Source organism: Streptomyces sp. BBFR25, from assembly GCF_044590125.1.
GTDB classification, from domain to species: Bacteria; Actinomycetota; Actinomycetes; order Streptomycetales; family Streptomycetaceae; genus Streptomyces; species Streptomyces canus_D.
This window is the reverse complement of record NZ_CP172447.1, coordinates 6739156-6755969: the sequence shown is the minus strand read 5'-3', so window position 1 is coordinate 6755969 and position 16814 is coordinate 6739156. Positions and strand designations below refer to the sequence as shown.

The 16814-nt window shown below is 72.0% G+C and carries 16 protein-coding genes; 10 read left to right on the top strand and 6 right to left on the bottom strand.

The genetic code is table 11. From position 1 onward, the window contains the following. The first annotated feature begins 22 nt into the window (after positions 1-22). From ACGH52_RS30780 to ACGH52_RS30770, 3 genes are all read left to right on the top strand, one after another. A complete protein-coding gene (locus ACGH52_RS30780; RefSeq protein WP_399944003.1) occupies positions 23-1345 on the top strand; it encodes an ABC transporter substrate-binding protein in 1323 nt (440 codons plus the stop codon). A gap of 118 nt (positions 1346-1463) precedes the next feature. Then, positions 1464-2438 (top strand): carbohydrate ABC transporter permease, encoded by a 975-nt coding sequence (locus ACGH52_RS30775; RefSeq protein ID WP_399944000.1) that lies wholly within the window; start codon positions 1464-1466, stop codon positions 2436-2438. Next, positions 2435-3304, top strand: a complete 870-nt coding sequence (locus ACGH52_RS30770; RefSeq protein ID WP_076976992.1) for a carbohydrate ABC transporter permease — start codon at positions 2435-2437, stop codon at positions 3302-3304. Before ACGH52_RS30775 ends, ACGH52_RS30770 begins: the two co-directional genes overlap by 4 nt. A gap of 8 nt (positions 3305-3312) precedes the next feature. On the opposite strand, the gene ACGH52_RS30765 is transcribed toward ACGH52_RS30770, so the two are convergent. Together ACGH52_RS30765 and ACGH52_RS30760 are read right to left on the bottom strand one after the other, a co-directional pair. Beyond that, on the bottom strand, positions 3313-3927 hold the full coding sequence (locus tag ACGH52_RS30765) for a TOPRIM nucleotidyl transferase/hydrolase domain-containing protein (RefSeq protein WP_076976991.1): 615 nt from the start codon (positions 3925-3927) through the stop codon (positions 3313-3315). A 70-nt stretch (positions 3928-3997) separates the two neighbouring features. Next, positions 3998-5527: an IucA/IucC family protein gene (locus ACGH52_RS30760; protein WP_399943996.1), complete on the bottom strand. Its 1530-nt coding sequence runs from the start codon at positions 5525-5527 to the stop codon at positions 3998-4000. Positions 5528-5689: 162 nt separating this feature from the next. On the opposite strand from ACGH52_RS30760, the gene ACGH52_RS30755 reads away from it, so the two are divergent. From ACGH52_RS30755 to ACGH52_RS30745, 3 genes are all read left to right on the top strand, one after another. After that, positions 5690-7216 (top strand): IucA/IucC family protein, encoded by a 1527-nt coding sequence (locus ACGH52_RS30755; RefSeq protein WP_121700612.1) that lies wholly within the window; start codon positions 5690-5692, stop codon positions 7214-7216. A 62-nt stretch (positions 7217-7278) separates the two neighbouring features. After that, entirely contained in the window at positions 7279-8547 is a 1269-nt protein-coding gene (locus tag ACGH52_RS30750) for a VWA domain-containing protein (protein WP_121700611.1), read from the top strand. Further along, positions 8547-9353: a hypothetical protein gene (locus tag ACGH52_RS30745; protein WP_399943993.1), complete on the top strand. Its 807-nt coding sequence runs from the start codon at positions 8547-8549 to the stop codon at positions 9351-9353. Before ACGH52_RS30750 ends, ACGH52_RS30745 begins: the two co-directional genes overlap by 1 nt. A 41-nt stretch (positions 9354-9394) precedes the next feature. Here the strand turns inward: ACGH52_RS30745 and ACGH52_RS30740 are convergent, their stop codons facing one another. Beyond that, positions 9395-10063, bottom strand: a complete 669-nt coding sequence (locus tag ACGH52_RS30740) for a winged helix-turn-helix transcriptional regulator (protein WP_076976986.1) — start codon at positions 10061-10063, stop codon at positions 9395-9397. Between the two features lie 87 nt (positions 10064-10150). On the opposite strand from ACGH52_RS30740, the gene ACGH52_RS30735 reads away from it, so the two are divergent. After that, complete coding sequence (locus ACGH52_RS30735) at positions 10151-11359, top strand: pyridoxal phosphate-dependent aminotransferase (protein WP_121703325.1); 1209 nt, start codon at positions 10151-10153, stop codon at positions 11357-11359. Positions 11360-11369: 10 nt separating this feature from the next. On the opposite strand, the gene ACGH52_RS30730 is transcribed toward ACGH52_RS30735, so the two are convergent. After that, positions 11370-11831 (bottom strand): hypothetical protein, encoded by a 462-nt coding sequence (locus ACGH52_RS30730; protein ID WP_399943988.1) that lies wholly within the window; start codon positions 11829-11831, stop codon positions 11370-11372. Positions 11832-11936: 105 nt separating this feature from the next. On the opposite strand from ACGH52_RS30730, the gene ACGH52_RS30725 reads away from it, so the two are divergent. From ACGH52_RS30725 to ACGH52_RS30715, 3 genes are read left to right on the top strand one after another with little or no spacing between them, the layout of a single operon-like run. After that, positions 11937-12536 (top strand): histidine phosphatase family protein, encoded by a 600-nt coding sequence (locus ACGH52_RS30725; RefSeq protein ID WP_059300417.1) that lies wholly within the window; start codon positions 11937-11939, stop codon positions 12534-12536. Between the two features lie 47 nt (positions 12537-12583). Next, the gene (locus tag ACGH52_RS30720) at positions 12584-13231 is read left to right on the top strand and encodes a hypothetical protein (protein WP_399943985.1); all 648 of its coding nucleotides are present in this window, start codon (positions 12584-12586) and stop codon (positions 13229-13231) included. Between the two features lie 54 nt (positions 13232-13285). Further along, positions 13286-13708: a thioesterase family protein gene (locus ACGH52_RS30715; protein ID WP_121703322.1), complete on the top strand. Its 423-nt coding sequence runs from the start codon at positions 13286-13288 to the stop codon at positions 13706-13708. Between the two features lie 28 nt (positions 13709-13736). On the opposite strand, the gene ACGH52_RS30710 is transcribed toward ACGH52_RS30715, so the two are convergent. Next, the gene (locus ACGH52_RS30710) at positions 13737-15125 is read right to left on the bottom strand and encodes a nucleobase:cation symporter-2 family protein (protein ID WP_121703321.1); all 1389 of its coding nucleotides are present in this window, start codon (positions 15123-15125) and stop codon (positions 13737-13739) included. 252 nt (positions 15126-15377) lie between these two features. Beyond that, positions 15378-16766 (bottom strand): 8-oxoguanine deaminase, encoded by a 1389-nt coding sequence (locus ACGH52_RS30705; RefSeq protein WP_399943980.1) that lies wholly within the window; start codon positions 16764-16766, stop codon positions 15378-15380. Between the last annotated feature and the right edge of the window lie 48 nt (positions 16767-16814).

The following is a 16814-nucleotide window of genomic DNA, read 5'->3' as shown; positions in this document are numbered from 1 at the left end:
TCCTTGGAAAGGAGCTGGGCACATGGGGAAGAGGACGCTGAGCGTCGCACTGCTCGCCACCGCGATGCTGACCGTCGCGGGGTGCAGCGGAGGGGGAAGCGCGGACGCCGGCGAAACCGCCGCCGCGCCGGTGAACCCGGACGGCGTCTCGGGGGACATCACCGTACTCACCAATCGCACCGACCTGGTCGAGGACGGGACGATGAAGAAGTACGCCGCCGAGTTCAACAAGACCTACCCCGACGTGAAGGTGAAGTTCGAGGGCCTCACCGACTACGAGGGGGAGGTGAAGATCCGCATGAACACGGAGGACTACGGCGACGTCCTGCTGATCCCGTCGGCGGTGGCCAAGGGCGACTACCCCAAGTTCTTCGCACCGCTCGGCGAGACCTCGTCGATGAAGCCCAAGTACCGCTTCACCGACAAGACCGAAGTCGGCGGCAAGACCTACGGCATCGCCACCTTCGGAACCGCCAACGGCCTCGTCTACAACAAGGCACTGTGGAAGAAGGCCGGGATCACCGACTGGCCGACGACGACCGGGCAGTTCCTCGACGACCTCAAGGCCGTCAAGGACAAGACCGGAGCGACCCCGTACTACACCAACTTCAAGGACGGCTGGCCGCTGGAGAGCCCCTGGACCAACGGCGTCGGCTCGATCAGCTGCGACTCCCAGGCCTCCGACAAGCTGGCCTCCATGGATGAGCCGTGGGCCGAGGGCAACGACCTCAACACCCTCGACACCCTGCTCCACGACATCGTCCACCAGAAGCTGTCCGAGAAGGACCCGGCCACCACCAACTGGGAGAGCTCCAAGACCCTGCTCGCCAAGGGCAAGGTGGGCAGCATGATGCTCGGCTCCTGGGCGATCAACCAGATGCGGGACGCGGCCGGGACCGCCGGACAGAACCCCGACGACATCGGCTTCATGCCGGTCCCCTCCCAGAAGGACGGCACGTTCTGCGCCACCCTGGTCTCCGACTACCAGCAGGCCGTCAACATCCACTCCGACCACAAGGAGGCCGCCCGGGCGTGGATCGACTGGTTCACCGAGAAGTCCGGCTACGCGGCCAAGGAGGGTGCCGTCTCCGCCCTGAAGGCCGAGGGGATGCCGGCGACACTCAAGGACTACGTTGACAACGATGTCAAGATGATCGAGCGGTCCGAGGCGAAGACGGCCGACGTCAACGCCGTCGACAACGCCTCCGAGATCGGGCTCAACAAGCCCGACTACCGCAAGAAGCTCATCGACATCGCCCGCGGCGCCACCGACGGGTCCCTGGAGAGCTACTTCGACGACCTGAACAAGCGCTGGTCCGAGGCCAGGCGGACCGTCGGCTCCTGACCCCGGCACCGCCTGAACCCAGCACCTGCCGGGTCCCTCCTTCCCCGCCTCCCCGGTGGGGACGGGGACCCGGCGCTCCCAGTGCCCTCAGCGGACGACGAAAGGCCCTGGCTCCGCGATGATCCGAACCGCTTCCACCGCCTCACCACCCTCCCCGGCCACCGAGCCGGGCCCGACGCGCAGGCAATCCTCCCGGCACCGCGCACGGGCCGGCGCCTCGTGGCGCGACCGGCCGCTGCGCAAGCTCACCCCGTGGCTGTTCTTGCTGGCACCCCTGGCCCTGCTGATCACGTTCACGTACGTGCCGGTGGGCAACATGATCTACTACAGCTTCACCGACTGGGACGGTGTCAGCCCCGACCGCGACTACGTCGGTGCGGAGAACTACACCGAGATCTTCACCCGCCCCGAACTGCTCCGGGTGTTCGCGGTGAGCTTCTACTACCTGGCGGCGTCCGCCGTACAGATCGTCGTCGCCCTGTACTTCGCCGCCGTCCTCAGCTTCGACCTGCGCTTCCGGAACCTGCTCAAGGGCATCCTCTTCTTCCCGTACCTGATCAACGGCGTCGCCATCGGCTTCGTCTTCCTGTACTTCTTCCAGGACGGCGGCACGCTCGACTCGGTGCTGTCCTGGTTCGGCGTCGGCACGGACCACGCCTGGCTGGGCAGTCCCGAGTCGGCCAACACCTCCATGGCCGGGGTGTCCGTGTGGCGCTTCACCGGCCTGAACTTCGTGCTGTTCCTCGGCGCGATCCAGTCGATCCCCGGTGAGCTGTACGAGGCCGCCCAGTTGGACGGCGCGAGTCGCTGGCAGCAGTTCCGGCACATCATCGCGCCCAGCATCCGGCCGGTGCTGAGCCTGAGCGTCATCCTGGCCATCTCCGGCTCGCTGTCCGTCTTCGAGATCCCGTACATCATGACCGGCGGCGCGACGGAGACCTCGACGTTCGTCATCCAGACGGTGAAGTACGCCTTCCAGTTCAACAAGACCGGCCTGGCCTCGGCCTGTGCCGTGGTGCTGCTGGCGATCATCCTGGTGATCACCTGGATCCAGCGCCGCCTCGTGCCCGACGAGAAGGTGGATCTCGTATGACCCTCACGGCCCCCGCCCGCCCGCAGGAACGGCCGCGCCGCCGTCCGCGCATCAGCACGGCCCTGACGTACCTGTCCCTGGTCGTCGCGTCCGCCGTGGTGCTGCTGCCGCTCCTCGTGGTCTTCCTGACCTCGCTGAAGTCCTACGGGGAGATCTCCGACGGCCAGGGCGCGCTGGCCCTGCCGGACGACTGGCTCAACTTCTCCAACTACGCCACGGCGTTCAACGACGGTCACCTGCTGCAGGCCTTCGGCAACACGGCCTTCATCCTGCTGTTCTCCATCACCGGCACCGTGATCATCGGCTCGATGACCGCGTACGCCATCGACCGCTTCGACTTCCGCTTCAAGAAGCTCGTCATGGCGCTGTTCCTGATCGCCACGCTGGTGCCGGCGGTGACGACGCAGGTCGCCACGTTCCAGGTCGTCAACAGCTTCGGACTGTTCAACACCCGCTGGGCCCCGATCCTGCTGTACATGGGCACCGACATCGTGGCCATCTACATCTTCCTGCAGTTCATCCGCGGCATCCCCCGGTCCCTCGACGAGGCGGCGCGGCTCGACGGCGCGAACTCCTTCACCATCTACCGGAAGATCATCTTTCCGCTGCTGAAGCCGGCCATCGCGACCGTGGTCATCATCAAGGGCATCACCACGTACAACGACTTCTACATCCCGTTCCTCTACATGCCCAACGAGGATCTCGGGACCATGTCGACCGCCCTGTTCCGATTCAAGGGCCCCTTCGGGGCACACTGGGAGAACATCTCCGCCGGGGCCGTCCTCGTCATCGTGCCGACCCTGGTGATCTTCCTGTTCCTCCAGCGCTACATCTACAACGGCTTCGCCCAGGGGGCCACGAAGTAGCCCGACGGTCACAGCCCCGCGAGGAGATCGGCGAGCGGGGCCGGTGGCCGGTCGGTGCCGAGGGCTTCCACCAGGAGGCTGCCGTAGCGGATCTTGCGGCCCTTCCTGGTGCTGAGGAAGCGGCGCAACTGCTGCTCCCGGGGGCGGCCGTGCTGGGCGGGCTGGGCCAGGAAGGTCTGCCAGGGGCGGAGTTCGTCCTCGGACCGTATGACCTCCTCGACCCGCTCCGGGCCCAGCGCGCGGATCATCTCGTCCTCCAGGTCGGCCACGCAGACGTAGAAGTCGCGGGCCGCGCCCGCCCGCTGCCAGCCGCGGTCGTAGAAGGGCTCCTCGCGGGCGTCGCAGAGGCCGGTCAGGCGCAGGCCGAGGCCGGGCGGGCCGAGCAGACCGGCGTAGCGGCCGACGCTCATCGCGCCGCCCATGGACACCACGGCCACGCCTTCGGCGCTCAGGTCGCGGTCCTCTCGGGCGGCCAGGGCCTCGACCGCCGCGAGGTCGCTGGGGCCCTCCAGCAGCACCGCCGTCCGCAGGCCGAGGTCCGCCGCCAGCTCCGCCGCCGTGTCCGAGGCGCCGCCCGCCGCCCAGCGGGCCAGCTCGTCCCGGAACGCGTCCATGTCCGCCATGCGGCGAGTGTGCACCACCGGGGTGCGGCACGGCACGGGATTTCCGGGGAGGTGCGCGGCGGGCCGCCGCTCACGCCCCGCGCAGCGGGTTGGGCAGGGGGAGATAGCGGGCGTCGGCGCCGTCCGCGCCGGTCCAGCGCAGCAGCAGGTTGGTCTTGGCGGGGAGGGCGGGGGCGGTGAGCAGGGCGGGGATCTCGGGGAGGTCGTGGCGGGCCAGTTCGCGGCGGACGGCGGGCCAGGGGTCGAGGCCGGGGTGGTGTTCGGCGAGGGCGGCGGCGATCTCGTACAGGTGGTTGACGACCAGGCAGTAGACCAGGCGCTCCCAGCCGGCCGCCCGGGGGGTGTCCGGCAGCAGTTTGACGCCCTCCGCGTCCCGGAACAGCGCCTGCACCGGCATGCCGGTGGCGTCCACGGCGACCAGGGTGTTCTGCAGGTGCGCCTCCAGGACGACGCCGTCGTCGGCGAAGGCGGTCAGGACGGGCGGGACGACGGCGGCGAGGTACGCCTCCCACCAGGCCGCCGGGTCCGCGGCGGCCGTGAGCGGGCTGCCCGGGAAGCCCTCCACGAGGGCGGCGGCCAGGAGCGGGGTCGCGCCGGGCAGCAGGTGGGCCCGCAGGCCGTCGCGGACGACGACGGCCAGTTCCTCGAAGGCGAAGTCCGCGGTGCGGTGGCCGCGGTCGCCGAGCCAGGCAGCGGGGGGTCCCACGGAGCCGAAGGCCTCGGTGACCGCGGTGTCGGTGCGGCGCAGTCGCATCAGGTCGTGGCGCCACAGGCGGCGGATGTCGTTGGTGACGCGCACGTCGAGGCTGAACTTCAGGAACAGGTCCTGTCCGGGCAGGTACTCGGGCGCGTACACGGTGCGGATCGCGGCCGTCGGCCAGGCGAAGAAGCCGGTCGTGCCCACCCGGACGAGCCGGCCGTCGGCGAAGGCGGGGGCGAGGGCCGGTGCCGTCAGCTCCAGCTGCCAGGGGTGGGCGGGCAGCAGGCGGTAGCCGGGCGGGGCCTTGCCGAGGGCGTCCAGGGCGGCGGTGTCGCCCTCGTCGACGACGGTGTCCTCGCGCACGGCGAGCAGCGTCAGCGGGAAGCGGGCGTGCGCCTCGGGCGCGTACGGCAGCCACCCGGCGTGCGGGCCGCCGCCGCGTGCCTTGGGGGCGGGGTGGTGGGTGTGGCCGGTGAGCAGGGCCTGCTCGGAGCGGAGGTACGGGTCCGCGGGCGGGGTGGCACGCGCGCGTGCCGTCAGCAGGGCGGCCACCGCGTCGCGGCTGTCGGTCATCTCGGTGGGCAGTTCGTGATTGGGCACACCGGTGTGCCGGCGCAGGGCCTCGGCGACGAGCTTCACCAGTTCGGCGTGGTCGACGCGGTGCCACCCGTCCGCCGTGCGGACCTCCGGTTCGGCGGGCCGGCGGCCCCGGCGCACCCGCAGCAGTCTGCCGCCGGGCAGCCGGTACACGGGGCGTTCCCCGGGGCCCGGCAGGGGTTCGGCCACCTCGCGCAGCAGGCAGTTCAGCAGCGGTACGGCCGCGTGGGCGTCGGCGCGGCGCGCCACGTCGTCCCGGGAGTCGGCGCCGGTGGGCGGGGGCAGGAGATCCACGCGTTCCACTCGTTCCCTACGGTCGGTCCATGGCGGAGAGGACGGAGACGATCAGTATGTCTCTCGTCATGACCCTCGTCGGCGCTCCGCCGTGACGCCCTACCTGTAGTCCTACCCGTGCCCGTGTCCCTTCCGTTTCCGTTTCCGTATCCGTATCCGAGGAGCCAGCCCGTGCATCGTCCTCCCAGCGCAGCGGCCGCGGTCGCCGACGAGGTGGCGGCCGTCCGCCCCGACCTGGTCGCCCGGTTCACGGCCGAGGAGCCCGGGGCCCGGGCGGCCGTGCTGTCGCGGCTGTGGCGTGCCCTGGCCTTCGAACCGCTGCCGTGGATCGAGGGCCGGGAGCGGTCCGGGGACGGGCTCGTCCTGCGCCTGCGGGACGGCCGTCGGCTGTCCGGACCGGCCGCCGACCCGTACCGCACGGACGCGTACGTGCCGGTCGTCCGGCTGGACGAGGTCGCGTACGACGACCCGGAGCGGCTGATGACCGACCTCGCCGTACCGCACTCGGCCGCCTTCGCCGCCGAACTCGGGCACAGCGCCGCGTCGTTGGCGCTGTCGCGCGCGGCGCAGCCCCGGGCGGTGCGGGAGGGGGCGCCGGAGAATCACCCGGACGAGTGGCCGGACAGCGACTGGGGCTGGGAGCGCCGGGTGGTCGACGGTCACCCGTACCATCCGGGCTGCCGTGCGCGGCCGGGGTTCTCGGTGGCGGAGCAGCTGGCGTACGGGCCCGAGCACGGGCCGGTGGTGGAGCTGGGGCTCGTGCCGGTCCCGGCGGCGGAGTGCCTGGTGACGGGGGTGTGGCCGCGGGAGCTGCGGGACGGGGCGCGGGTGCTGGTCCCGGTGCATCCGTGGCAGGCCGCGCACGTGCTCAAGCAGTCGTGCGAGGCCGGGCCCGCAGCGCGTCCGCTGATGTCCCTGCGGACCCTCGCGCTGCCCGGCCCCGTGCACGTCAAGACCGCGCTGAGCGCCCGGCTGACGTCCTCGGTGCGGGACATCTCGGTCGCCTCGGTCGCCGCGTCGGGGGACCTGTCGGCGTTCGGGGAGCGGCTGGCGGGGCGCCTGGACGGCCTCCTCCACGTGACCCGCACGCCGGGCGCGGCCACCGCCCACTCCCCCGACCTGGCCGCCGTACTGCGCGAGTCGCCCCGGGTGTACGCCGCGCCGGGCGAGCACGTCGTCCCGGTGGCGGCACTGGCGACCACCGGACTGCCGCGCTCCGCCGCGTGGCTCGCCGCCTTCGCCCGCCTCGCGCTCACCGTCGGGCTGCGCGCGCTGGAGCTGGGCGTGGCGCTGGAGGCCCACGGCCAGAACCTCCTGGTCGTCCTCTCCGCGACGGGCGACCCGGTACGCCTGGTCTACCGCGACCTGGCCGACATCCGCGTCTCCCCGGCCCGCCTGGCCCGGCACGGGATCGCCGCCCCCGGCCTGCCCGCCCGCATCCTCACCGACGAACCGGTAGCCCTGCGCCGCAAGTTGTTCGGCTCGCTGGTGGGCGGCGCGCTGGCGGCGACGGCCGGTTCGGGCCCGGCGCTGCGCGAGGCCCTGGAGACCGCGATGCCCGACCTGCCCCGCACGGAGGACACCGTGCCCCTGCGCGAGCGGCCCCTGCCGGTCAAGGCGCTGACGGCGATGCGGACTTCGCCGGGCAGCGCGGGTGATCTGTGGTCGGAGTTGCCCAATCCGCTGTGGTGGAGGTGAAGTCGGGGCATCGGCGCGGTCTCGTTTTGGAACGCGAGACCACTGATCAATAAGATCCGCCGATGATCACAAGAACACGGCTGGCGGCGGGTGCCTGTGCCCTGCTCGCCGCGCTGGTGGCCGGGATGGCGTTCCCGGCCGGGGCGAGTGCCGGGGAACCCACGGGTGAGGACGCGCCGAAGGTCGACCTCGTGCTCGACGTCAGCGGTTCGATGCGGACGCGGGACATCGACGGCGGTACGCGCATGGCGGCGGCGAAGCAGGCGTTCAACGAGGTGCTCGACGCGACGCCGGAAGAGGTGCAGTTGGGCATCCGGACGCTCGGTGCGGACTACCCGGGCGACGACCGCAAGACCGGCTGCAAGGACACCGCGCAGCTCTACCCGGTCGGCCCGCTGGACCGCACCGAGGCGAAGACGGCGGTGGCGACCCTGTCGCCGACGGGCTGGACGCCGATCGGGCCCGCGCTGCTCAAGGCGGCCGACGACCTCGACGGCGGCGACGGTTCCAAGCGGATCGTGCTGATCAGCGACGGCGAGGACACCTGCGCCCCGCTGGACCCGTGCGAGGTGGCCCGCGAGATCGCGGCCAAGGGCATCGGGCTGACCATCGACACGCTGGGGCTGGTCCCCAACACCAAGATGCGGCAGCAGCTCAGCTGTATCGCCGAGGCGACCGGCGGCACGTACACCTCGGTCGAGCACACCGAGGAACTGACCGACAAGGTCAACCAGTTGGTGGACCGGGCGGCCGATCCGGTGGTGACACCGGTCGCCACCGAGGGTGCCGACGCGTGCGCGAAGGCGCCGACGCTGAAGTCGGGGCTGTACACCGACCGCGAGGAGTTCGGGCAGCAGCGCTGGTACCGGGTGGACGTGGCGCCGGGCCAGGAGCTGCGCGCCTCCGTGAGCGTGGGCGCCGACCGGGCCGTGAACCCGTCCTACGGGGTGCTGCTGCGGGCGGTGACCGTGCACGGCCGGGAGATCGTGCGCGGTGAGGCGGCGGGCAACGGCCGCACCGACGTGCTCTCGACGGGGCTGCGGTACCCGAAGGCGGAGAGCGACGACGACGATGACGCGGCGGCCGAGGCCGTGTGTCTGCAGGTGACCAACTCCTTCTCCGTGGCCTCCGGTGTGAAGACCACGCCCGGTCTGCCGCTGGAGCTGACCGTCGACGTCGTGGACGGTCCGGGCGACTCCGACGACGTGGCCGCCTTCGGCCTCGGGCGCGGCTGGTGGCTGCTCGGCCTGCTGGTGCTGGTCGGCTTCGTCGCCGGTCTGCTGTGGGGCTGGCTCTCGCGCTGGCGCTTCGCGATCTGGAGGACCAACTGATGCGACTCACCCGAGCGTTGAGCGCGGCCGTGGTGCTGCTCGGCCTCGCCGCGGCTCCCGCGGCGGCCGACTCCTCGCCCTCCGCGAGCCCTTCGGGGGACGGTGACGCGCCGACCGCGGCGGGCACCTCCTTCCGTACGGCGGCCGAGTTCGAGCAGGGGCAGGTGGCCACGGCGAACGGCGCCGCGGGCGACTACCTGTACTGGTCGTTCCCGGCCGACGCCGGGCAGCGGCCCACCGTGAAGGCCACGGTGAAGCTGCCCGAGACGCACGCCGCCCAGACCTGGCGGGTCGACGTGTACGACGGCCTGCGCCGCCGCCAGGCCTGCCAGTGGGGCGCCCAGGCCCGCACCGCGGACGCGGGCACCTCGTCCGTCGAGCTGGCCTGCGTCCTGCGCACCGTGCGCGCCTGGACCGAGCCGTGGGCCAACGACCCGCTGCCGGGCACCTACTACGTCCGGCTGACGGCGGTGAACGTGCCGGCCTCCGACCTCGGTGTGCCGGTCTCCGCCGAGGTCCGGGCGGACTCCAAGGACATCGGCGGGGCCGCGGCGGTGGACGGCTCGCTGGCCGAACCGCTGGTGCCGGGCATCGCGGTGACGTCCGGCGCCGGGGCGGGCGACGAGGAGGACCGCGGCGCCGTGCTGTCCGCGATCGAGCCGGAGGACGGCTGGTCGTCGGGCTGGTGGTCGGACCGCTGGGTGTGGAGCGGGATCGGGGCCGTGCTGGCCGCGCTCGCGGGCATCGGCGGTTACGCGCTGACCCGCGGTTCGGGACGGCCGTCCCGGGTGCCGCCGGGCGCCTGACGCGCCCTCGGGAGGCCCGCTTCGGCGGGCCTCCCGCCGTTTCAACCCTCCCGCAGCGCCTTGGCCGCCGTGCCGTCGCCGGTCACCTCGACGCGGCCGTCGCGGACCGCCTCCCGCAGGCCGGTCTCGCCGCGCCCGAGGGCCACGCAGGTCGCGGCGTCCAGCACGAGCCGGGCATCGGGCTCCCCGGGCGCGGACCCCTCGCCGTACACGGGCCCGGCCGCCGGGTTCTCCGACGGGCTCGCCGCCGCGTCGGCGTACAGGTGGAACGTTCCCTCGTCCAGCCGGACCTCGACGAGTCCCTCCCCCGCCCCGGCCTCCCGCAGGGCGCGCAGCAGGGGCAGCGCGAACCAGTGCGCGCGTACGGCGTCCGTGGGCCGCCGCTCCCCCAGCTCGCCGGCGCCCCACGCGCCGAGCGCCTCCAGGACGGGCAGCAGGCCGCGTCCCCGCGCGGTGAGTTCGTAGACGTACGCCGCGCCGGGCGGGGGCAGCCGTCGCCTGGTCGTCAGTCCCTCGCGCTCCATGTCCTTGAGCCGTGAGGCGAGGACGTCCGTGCTGACGCCGGGAAGGTCGGCGTGCAGGTCGGTGTAGCGCCGCGGACCGGCGAGCAGCTCCCGGACGATCAGCAGGGTCCAGCGGTCGCCGACGGCGTCGAGCGCGCGGGCGGCGGAACAGTACTGGTCGTAGCTACGGCGAGGGCGAGGTGACATGCGACGCAGTGTAGACAAGTTGTTGGACTTTCCAAGCTGCTACTTGGTAAAACCAAGCAACACCAGATTCCGGAGGGGAAGCCGCGCATGGAGTTCCGGCAGTCGAACAAGCTCAGCGAGGTCTGTTACGAGATCCGCGGCCCGGTCATCGAGCACGCCAACGCCCTGGAGGAGGCGGGGCACAGCGTGCTGCGCCTGAACACCGGCAACCCCGCCCTCTTCGGCTTCGAGGCGCCGGAGGAGATCGTCCAGGACATGATCCGCATGCTGCCGCGGGCGCACGGCTACACGGACTCGCGCGGCATCCTCTCCGCCCGCCGGGCCGTCGCCCAGCGCTACCAGGCGCTCGGCCTGGAGGTGGACGTGGACGACGTCTTCCTCGGCAACGGCGTCTCGGAGCTGATCTCCATGGCCGTGCAGGCGCTGCTCGAGGACGGCGACGAGGTGCTGATCCCCGCCCCCGACTTCCCCCTCTGGACGGCGGTGACCACCCTCGCGGGCGGCAGGGCGGTGCACTACCTCTGCGACGAGCAGGCGGAGTGGTACCCGGACCTGGCCGACATGGAAGCGAAGATCACCGACCGCACCAAGGCGGTCGTCATCATCAACCCCAACAACCCCACTGGCGCCGTCTATCCCAAGGAGATCGTCGAGGGCATCCTCGACCTCGCCCGGCGGCACGGCCTGATGGTCTTCGCCGACGAGATCTACGACCAGATCCTGTACGACGACGCCGTGCACCACTCGGCCGCCTCCCTCGCCCCCGACCTGGTGGTGCTGACCTTCTGCGGCCTGTCCAAGACGTACCGGGTGGCGGGCTTCCGCTCCGGCTGGCTGGTGGTGACGGGGCCGAAGCAGCACGCGAAGGACTACTTGGAGGGCCTGACCATGCTGGCCTCCATGCGCCTGTGCGCCAACGCGCCCGCCCAGTACGCCATCCAGGCCGCGCTCGGCGGCCGCCAGTCCATCCGCGAGCTGACGGCCCCCGGGGGACGGCTGCACGAACAGCGGGACGTGGCCTGGGAGAAGCTCAACGAGATCCCCGGTGTCTCCTGCGTCAAGCCCAAGGGCGCGCTGTACGCGTTCCCGCGCATCGACCCGGCCGTCCACAAGATCCACGACGACGAGCGGTTCGTCCTGGACCTGCTGCTGCGGGAGAAGATCCAGGTGGTGCAGGGGACGGGCTTCAACTGGCCCTCCCCCGACCACTTCCGCATCCTGACGCTGCCCCACGCGGAGGACCTGGAGGCGGCGATCGGGCGGATCGGGCGCTTCCTGAGCGGGTACCGGCAGTAGCGGCCGGGCCTCAGCCCTTCCGGGTGAAGCGGACGCCCAGGTCGCAGGGGGTTTCCGGGTCGGACGTGGCGCACAGGGCCTCGCCGTCGTCGACGACCGTCAGGGTGAGCCGGCAGGGCTCGTCGGACGGTTCGGTGAAGGACAGACCGATCTCCGAGCCCGACCGGGCCCCCGGCGAGGTCATGTACAAGCCGTCGCCGTCATCGGCGAAGAAGGCCCAGTCGCCGTCGGTGTGCCCGCCCGGACAGCCGGTACCGGCGAGCTTGCCCGAGTTCAGCCCGGACGCGGTGAAGGCGCGGTCGGCGGACAGGGCGAGGGCCGTGTCGTCGCCGGCCCGCCAGGCGCCGGTGACGCGGTCGGCGGGGACCGAAGCGGTCCGGGCGCCGGTGTCGTCGCACGCCGTGGCCGCCGGCAGGCTGATCAGCACGGCCACCGTCCAGCGGACGGCGGGTGCGAAGGGTGTCTTGAGCACGGGGGGATCCTAGATCCGGGTACCCGCCGGGGGCCGAGTCGGTTCCGTGGGCCATGCTGCCCATGTGACACCGTGCTGACGAGCACGGCGGAAAGGCGGAAGTCCATGGGTGATCTTTTTCTGGTCCGGCACGGTGAGACCGAGTGGTCGCGCTCCGGGCGGCACACCGGGCTGACGGACGTCCCGCTGACCGAGAAGGGGCGGGAGCAGGCGCGGAGTCTGGTGCCGTTGATCCGGTCGCACCGGATCGGGGCGGCGTTCGTCAGCCCCTTCCAGCGGGCCCGGGAGACGGCCGAGCTGATCGGGCTGCACGGGGTGCGCATCGAGCCGGACCTGCACGAGTGGGACTACGGCGGCTACGAGGGGATCACGACCGTCGAGATCCACCGGAGCCGGCCGGACTGGTTCCTGTTCACGGACGGGGTCGCACCCGGGCCGCCGGACCATCCCGGGGAGACGCCCGAGCAGGTGGGTGAGCGGGCCGACCGGGTGCTGGCCACGGTGGAGGCCGCGTTCGCCAACACCGAGGGGTGCGTGGTGCTGGTGGCGCACGGGCACTTCCTGCGCGTGCTGACCGCCCGGCACCTGGGCCTCCCGGCCTCGCACGGGGCGCTGTTCCAGCTGGGCACGGGCACGCTGTGCCGACTGGGCACGGAGCACGGGCGGCCGGTGATCGCCGCCTGGAATGTCAGACCCCCGTCGTAGTCTTCGAAGGCGTCACCGGTGAGCCGTGAAGAGAAGGGGGGCACGCCGTGGCACTGTCGCCCACCGCCGCGCAGCGGCGTGTCATCGAGGCCGCCGATCCCGTCACCGGACGGCTGAGGGGTACACCGGCCCAGCTGGCGGCGCTGGTGAAACGGGGGCTCGCCTTCCGGCATCCGCGCCCGCCGCACGACCACTTCCTCACTCCGGCCGGGCACCGGATACGGGAGGCGACCGACGCGCCGGAGGAGTCAAAGAGACCGGAGCCCGCCGGAGCCCCGGACGCCGGGGGTGTGTTCGCCGCGCGGGTCGGCGGGGAGGAGGCCGCCCCGGGCGACGCGGGGCCCGCGCGGCTGCGGGAGGTGCGCGGCGCCTGGCAGGGGCTGCTGGAGCTGCGCCGGATGACGCATCCCGATGGGAGCACGGAGCGGCCGTGCGCGTGGGAGCGGTCGCATCTCGTGCGGGCCGCCGCGCTGGCCCTGGAGGCGGCCGGGCACCGTCCGGCCGGACCGGACGGCGACGCCGGGTACCGGGTGCGGGCGACACCGCAGCCGGAGGCCGTCGCCGTGTACGAACCCGACGGTGCCGCGCTGCGGGACTGCGCGGCGACGCTGGAGCGGGCGGGCTGGCAGGTCGGGGAGCACACCGAGCCGCGCACGCGGGCCCGCTATCTGCTGGCCTCCCCGCGGAAGGTGTGACGCCCACATGCCAAGATCGATCCGTCCGTACGTGTGCGAAGAGAGGCAGCAGCGGTGAGCGAGCCGTTTTCCGTACCGGTGACCGTCCGCGGGTACGAGACCGACACCCAGGGCCACCTGAACCAGTCGGTGTACCTGAACTACGCCGAGCACGCCCGCTGGTCGATGCTCCAGGCGGCCGGGATCCGGCAGGCGGACCTGGTCGCCCGCCAGGTCGGTCCGGTGGCCCTGGAGACGACGATCCGGTTCCGGCGGGAGCTGCTCGCCGGTGACGAGGTCACGGTGAGCTGCGCCTTCGAGTGGGGCGAGGGCAAGACCTTCCGGATCCGGCAGCTCATCACCAAGGCGGACGGCACGGTCGCCGCCGAGGTCGAGGCCGTCGGCGGGCTGATGGACCTGAGCGAGCGCCGGCTGGTGCCGGACCCCAGACAGCGTTTCAAGGAACTGGCCGCGGAGCCGGGCCTGTTCGGACTGTAGGCCCGGCTCCGCCGCCCGGTTCCCGGCGTCACTTCATCGCCGCCTCCCGGGACGACTCGGTGATCTCGTCGCCCGCCTCCATCGGGTGGGTGACGTCCTCCGCGTCGCGTTCCCGGCCGCCTATGTGGTTGAAGACCAGGTTGAGCAGGACCGCGGCCACACAGCCGGTCGAGATGCCCGAGTCGAGGATGATCCTCGCGTTCTCCGGGAACGAGTGGTAGAACTCCGGCGCCGCGATCGGGATGATGCCGACGGCCAGCGAGACCGCCACGATCAGGACGTTGTTGTCCTTGTCCAGGCTGGCCCGGACCAGGGTCTGGATGCCGCTGGCCGCGACCGAGCCGAAGAGGACCACGCCGGCGCCGCCCAGGACCGGGCGCGGGACGACGGCGATGAGTGAGGCCGCCATCGGGCACAGGCCCATCAGGACCAGGAAGCCGCCGCCGACCGCGACGACGTAGCGGCTGCGGATCTTCGTCATCGCGACCAGGCCGATGTTCTGCGCGAAGGCGCTGCACATGAAGCCGTTGAAGACCGGGCTCAGGGCGGAACCCAGGGTGTCGGCGCGCAGACCGGCCGCGATGGTCTTCTCGTCGGCCGGGCGGTCCACGATCTCGCCGAGGGCGAGCATGTCGGCCGTGGACTCGGTCATCGAGACCACCATCACCACGCACATGGAGATGATCGCGGCGATCTGGAACTGCGGTGCGCCGAAGTGGAACGGCGTCGGGAAGCCGACGACGTCCGCGTCCGCGACCGGACCGAAGTCCGTGACGCCGAACGGGATGGCGACGAGCGTGCCCGCGATCAGGCCGAGCAGTACGGCGATCTGCTTGACGAAGCCGCGGGTGAAGCGGCGCAGGAGCAGGACGATGGCGAGGGTGATCCCGGCCAGGCCGAGGTTGGTCGACGAGCCGAAGTCGTCCGCGGTGGGGCTCGGTCCCTGTGCCCAGCCGAAGGCGACCGGCAGCAGGGATATGCCGATCAGGGTGATGACGGTGCCGGTGACGACCGGCGGGAAGAAGCGGATCGCCTTGCTGAAGAAGGGGGCGGCGAAGAAGCCGAGGAGTCCGGCGACGATGACCGCGCCGAAGATGATCGGCAGCGCGTCGGACTTGTCGTCGGTGGAGGCGACCACCGCGGTCATCGGGGCGACACCGGCGAAGGTGACGCCGTTGACGAAGGGCAGCCGGGCGCCGATCTTCCAGATTCCCAGGGTCTGGAGGAAGGTCGCCAGGCCCGCGGTGAACAGGCAGGCGCCGGTGAGGAAGGTCAGCTCGGTGGCGCTCAGGCCGATGGCCGCGCCGACGATCAGGGGCGGGGCGACGACCCCGGCGTACATGGCGGCCACGTGTTGCAGGCCGGTCGTCGCCATTTTGAGTGGCGGGAGTTTCTCGTCAACAGGGTGGTCGGCCACGGCGGCGTTCCTCCGGTCGTTTACACGTCGGCTCTGACGTGGGTGTCAGGGAGGTGGAGCTAGTGGTGGTCGTGCGGGACCGGGACGGGACCGTTCGGGGGAACGGGCGACCGCTCCGGGGCGTGCGCGCTGAGGCGCACGCCCCGGAGCAGGTCACCGTGGACCCCGCTCGGGTCCACGGTTACCGGCCGGGAGCCGTCCCTCCCGGCCGGAGATCAAGTGGTGTTCTGTTGTACGGGTGTTGCGCGGCGTTCAGTCCTGCGCGGCGATCCGCGCCAGCCGCCGTGCCTCGTCCCGGGTGGAGCGGGCGAGGGCGTCCTCGTCGGCCGTGAGCAGCCTGCCGTCCTCGACGATCTGCCGTCCGTTCACGAACGACGCCGTGACCGGGGCGGGCGCGCCGAGGACCAGGGCGGTCACCGGGTCGGCGATCGAGGAGTGGGCGAGGGTGTCCATGCGCCACAGCACCAGGTCGGCGAGCTTGCCCGCTTCCAGGGAGCCGGTCTCGGCGGACCGGCCGAGGACCCGGGCGCCGCCGTGGGTGCCCAGCCTGAGCGCCTTGCGGGCGTTCAGCGCGGCCTCGCGGTGGGCGCCGAGGCGGTTGATCAGCAGGGCGTTGCGGAGTTCGGTGTGGAGTTCGCCGGATTCGTTGGAGGCGGTGCCGTCGACGCCGAGGCCGACCGGGACGCCGGCGGCGAGCAGGTCGGGGATGCGGGCGATGCCCGCGGCCAGGCGGGCGTTGGAGGACGGGCAGTGGGCGACGCCGGTGCCGGTGCGGGCGAAGGCGGCGATGTCGGAGTCGTTCATGTGGACGCAGTGCGCCATCCACACGTCGTCGCCGAGCCAGCCGGTGGACTCGAAGTAGTCGGTGGGGCCCATGCCGAACAGTTCGTGGCAGAACTTCTCCTCCTCCACGGTCTCCGAGCCGTGGGTGTGCAGCCGCACGCCGAGCCGTCGGCCCAGCTCGGCGCCCTGGCGCATCAGTTCGGTGGAGACGGAGAAGGGCGAGCAGGGGGCGACGGCGACCTGGGTCATCGCGTCGAAGGAGGAGTCGTGGTGTTCCCGGACGGTGGCCTCGGTGGCGGCGAGCGCGTCGTCCAGGCTCTCCACCGCGAAGTCCGGCGGCAGCCCGCCGTCGGACTCGCCGCGGTCCATGGAGCCGCGGGCGAGGGTGAAGCGGACGCCGATCTCGCGGGCGGCGCGGATGATCGCGCCGGACAGGTCACCGGCGCCCCGCGGGTGGATGTAGTGGTGGTCCGCGGCCATGGTGACGCCGCCGCGGGCCATCATGGCCAGGGAGCCCTGGGCCGCCGCGTACGCCATCGGCTCGTCGAGGCGCGCCCAGGTCGGGTACAGGGCGACCAGCCAGTCGAACAGGTTGTGGTCGGTGGCCAGGCCCCGGGTGAGCCACTGGTAGAAGTGGTGGTGGGTGTTGACCAGTCCGGGGGTGGCCAGGTGTCCGGTCGCATCGATCCGGCGTACGACGTTCTCCAGGCCCTCGGGTGCCCCGCCCGCGCCGACGGACTCGATCCGGTTGCCGGCGAGCACGAGGTGACCGGAGGCGTATTCGGTGTCGCCCGCGTCCACGGTGGCGATCGCACAGTTCTCGATGACGGTGCGTCCGGGTGCCGATGATGCTGCCATGCTGCTTCCTTGCCTTTCGGTGGGGCCCGTGGGCGGGGAGTCGAGTAC

Bases quoted from the DNA above. Each gene is read 5' to 3' on its own strand.
- ACGH52_RS30780 (WP_399944003.1), top strand. From the start codon at position 23: ATGGGGAAGAGGACGCTGAGCGTCGCACTGCTCGCCACCGCGATGCTG.
- ACGH52_RS30775 (WP_399944000.1), top strand. From the start codon at position 1,464: ATGATCCGAACCGCTTCCACCGCCTCACCACCCTCCCCGGCCACCGAG.
- ACGH52_RS30770 (WP_076976992.1), top strand. From the start codon at position 2,435: ATGACCCTCACGGCCCCCGCCCGCCCGCAGGAACGGCCGCGCCGCCGT.
- ACGH52_RS30765 (WP_076976991.1), bottom strand. From the start codon at position 3,927: ATGGCGGACATGGACGCGTTCCGGGACGAGCTGGCCCGCTGGGCGGCG.
- ACGH52_RS30750 (WP_121700611.1), top strand. From the start codon at position 7,279: ATGATCACAAGAACACGGCTGGCGGCGGGTGCCTGTGCCCTGCTCGCC.
- ACGH52_RS30745 (WP_399943993.1), top strand. From the start codon at position 8,547: ATGCGACTCACCCGAGCGTTGAGCGCGGCCGTGGTGCTGCTCGGCCTC.
- ACGH52_RS30740 (WP_076976986.1), bottom strand. From the start codon at position 10,063: ATGTCACCTCGCCCTCGCCGTAGCTACGACCAGTACTGTTCCGCCGCC.
- ACGH52_RS30735 (WP_121703325.1), top strand. From the start codon at position 10,151: ATGGAGTTCCGGCAGTCGAACAAGCTCAGCGAGGTCTGTTACGAGATC.
- ACGH52_RS30725 (WP_059300417.1), top strand. From the start codon at position 11,937: ATGGGTGATCTTTTTCTGGTCCGGCACGGTGAGACCGAGTGGTCGCGC.
- ACGH52_RS30705 (WP_399943980.1), bottom strand. From the start codon at position 16,766: ATGGCAGCATCATCGGCACCCGGACGCACCGTCATCGAGAACTGTGCG.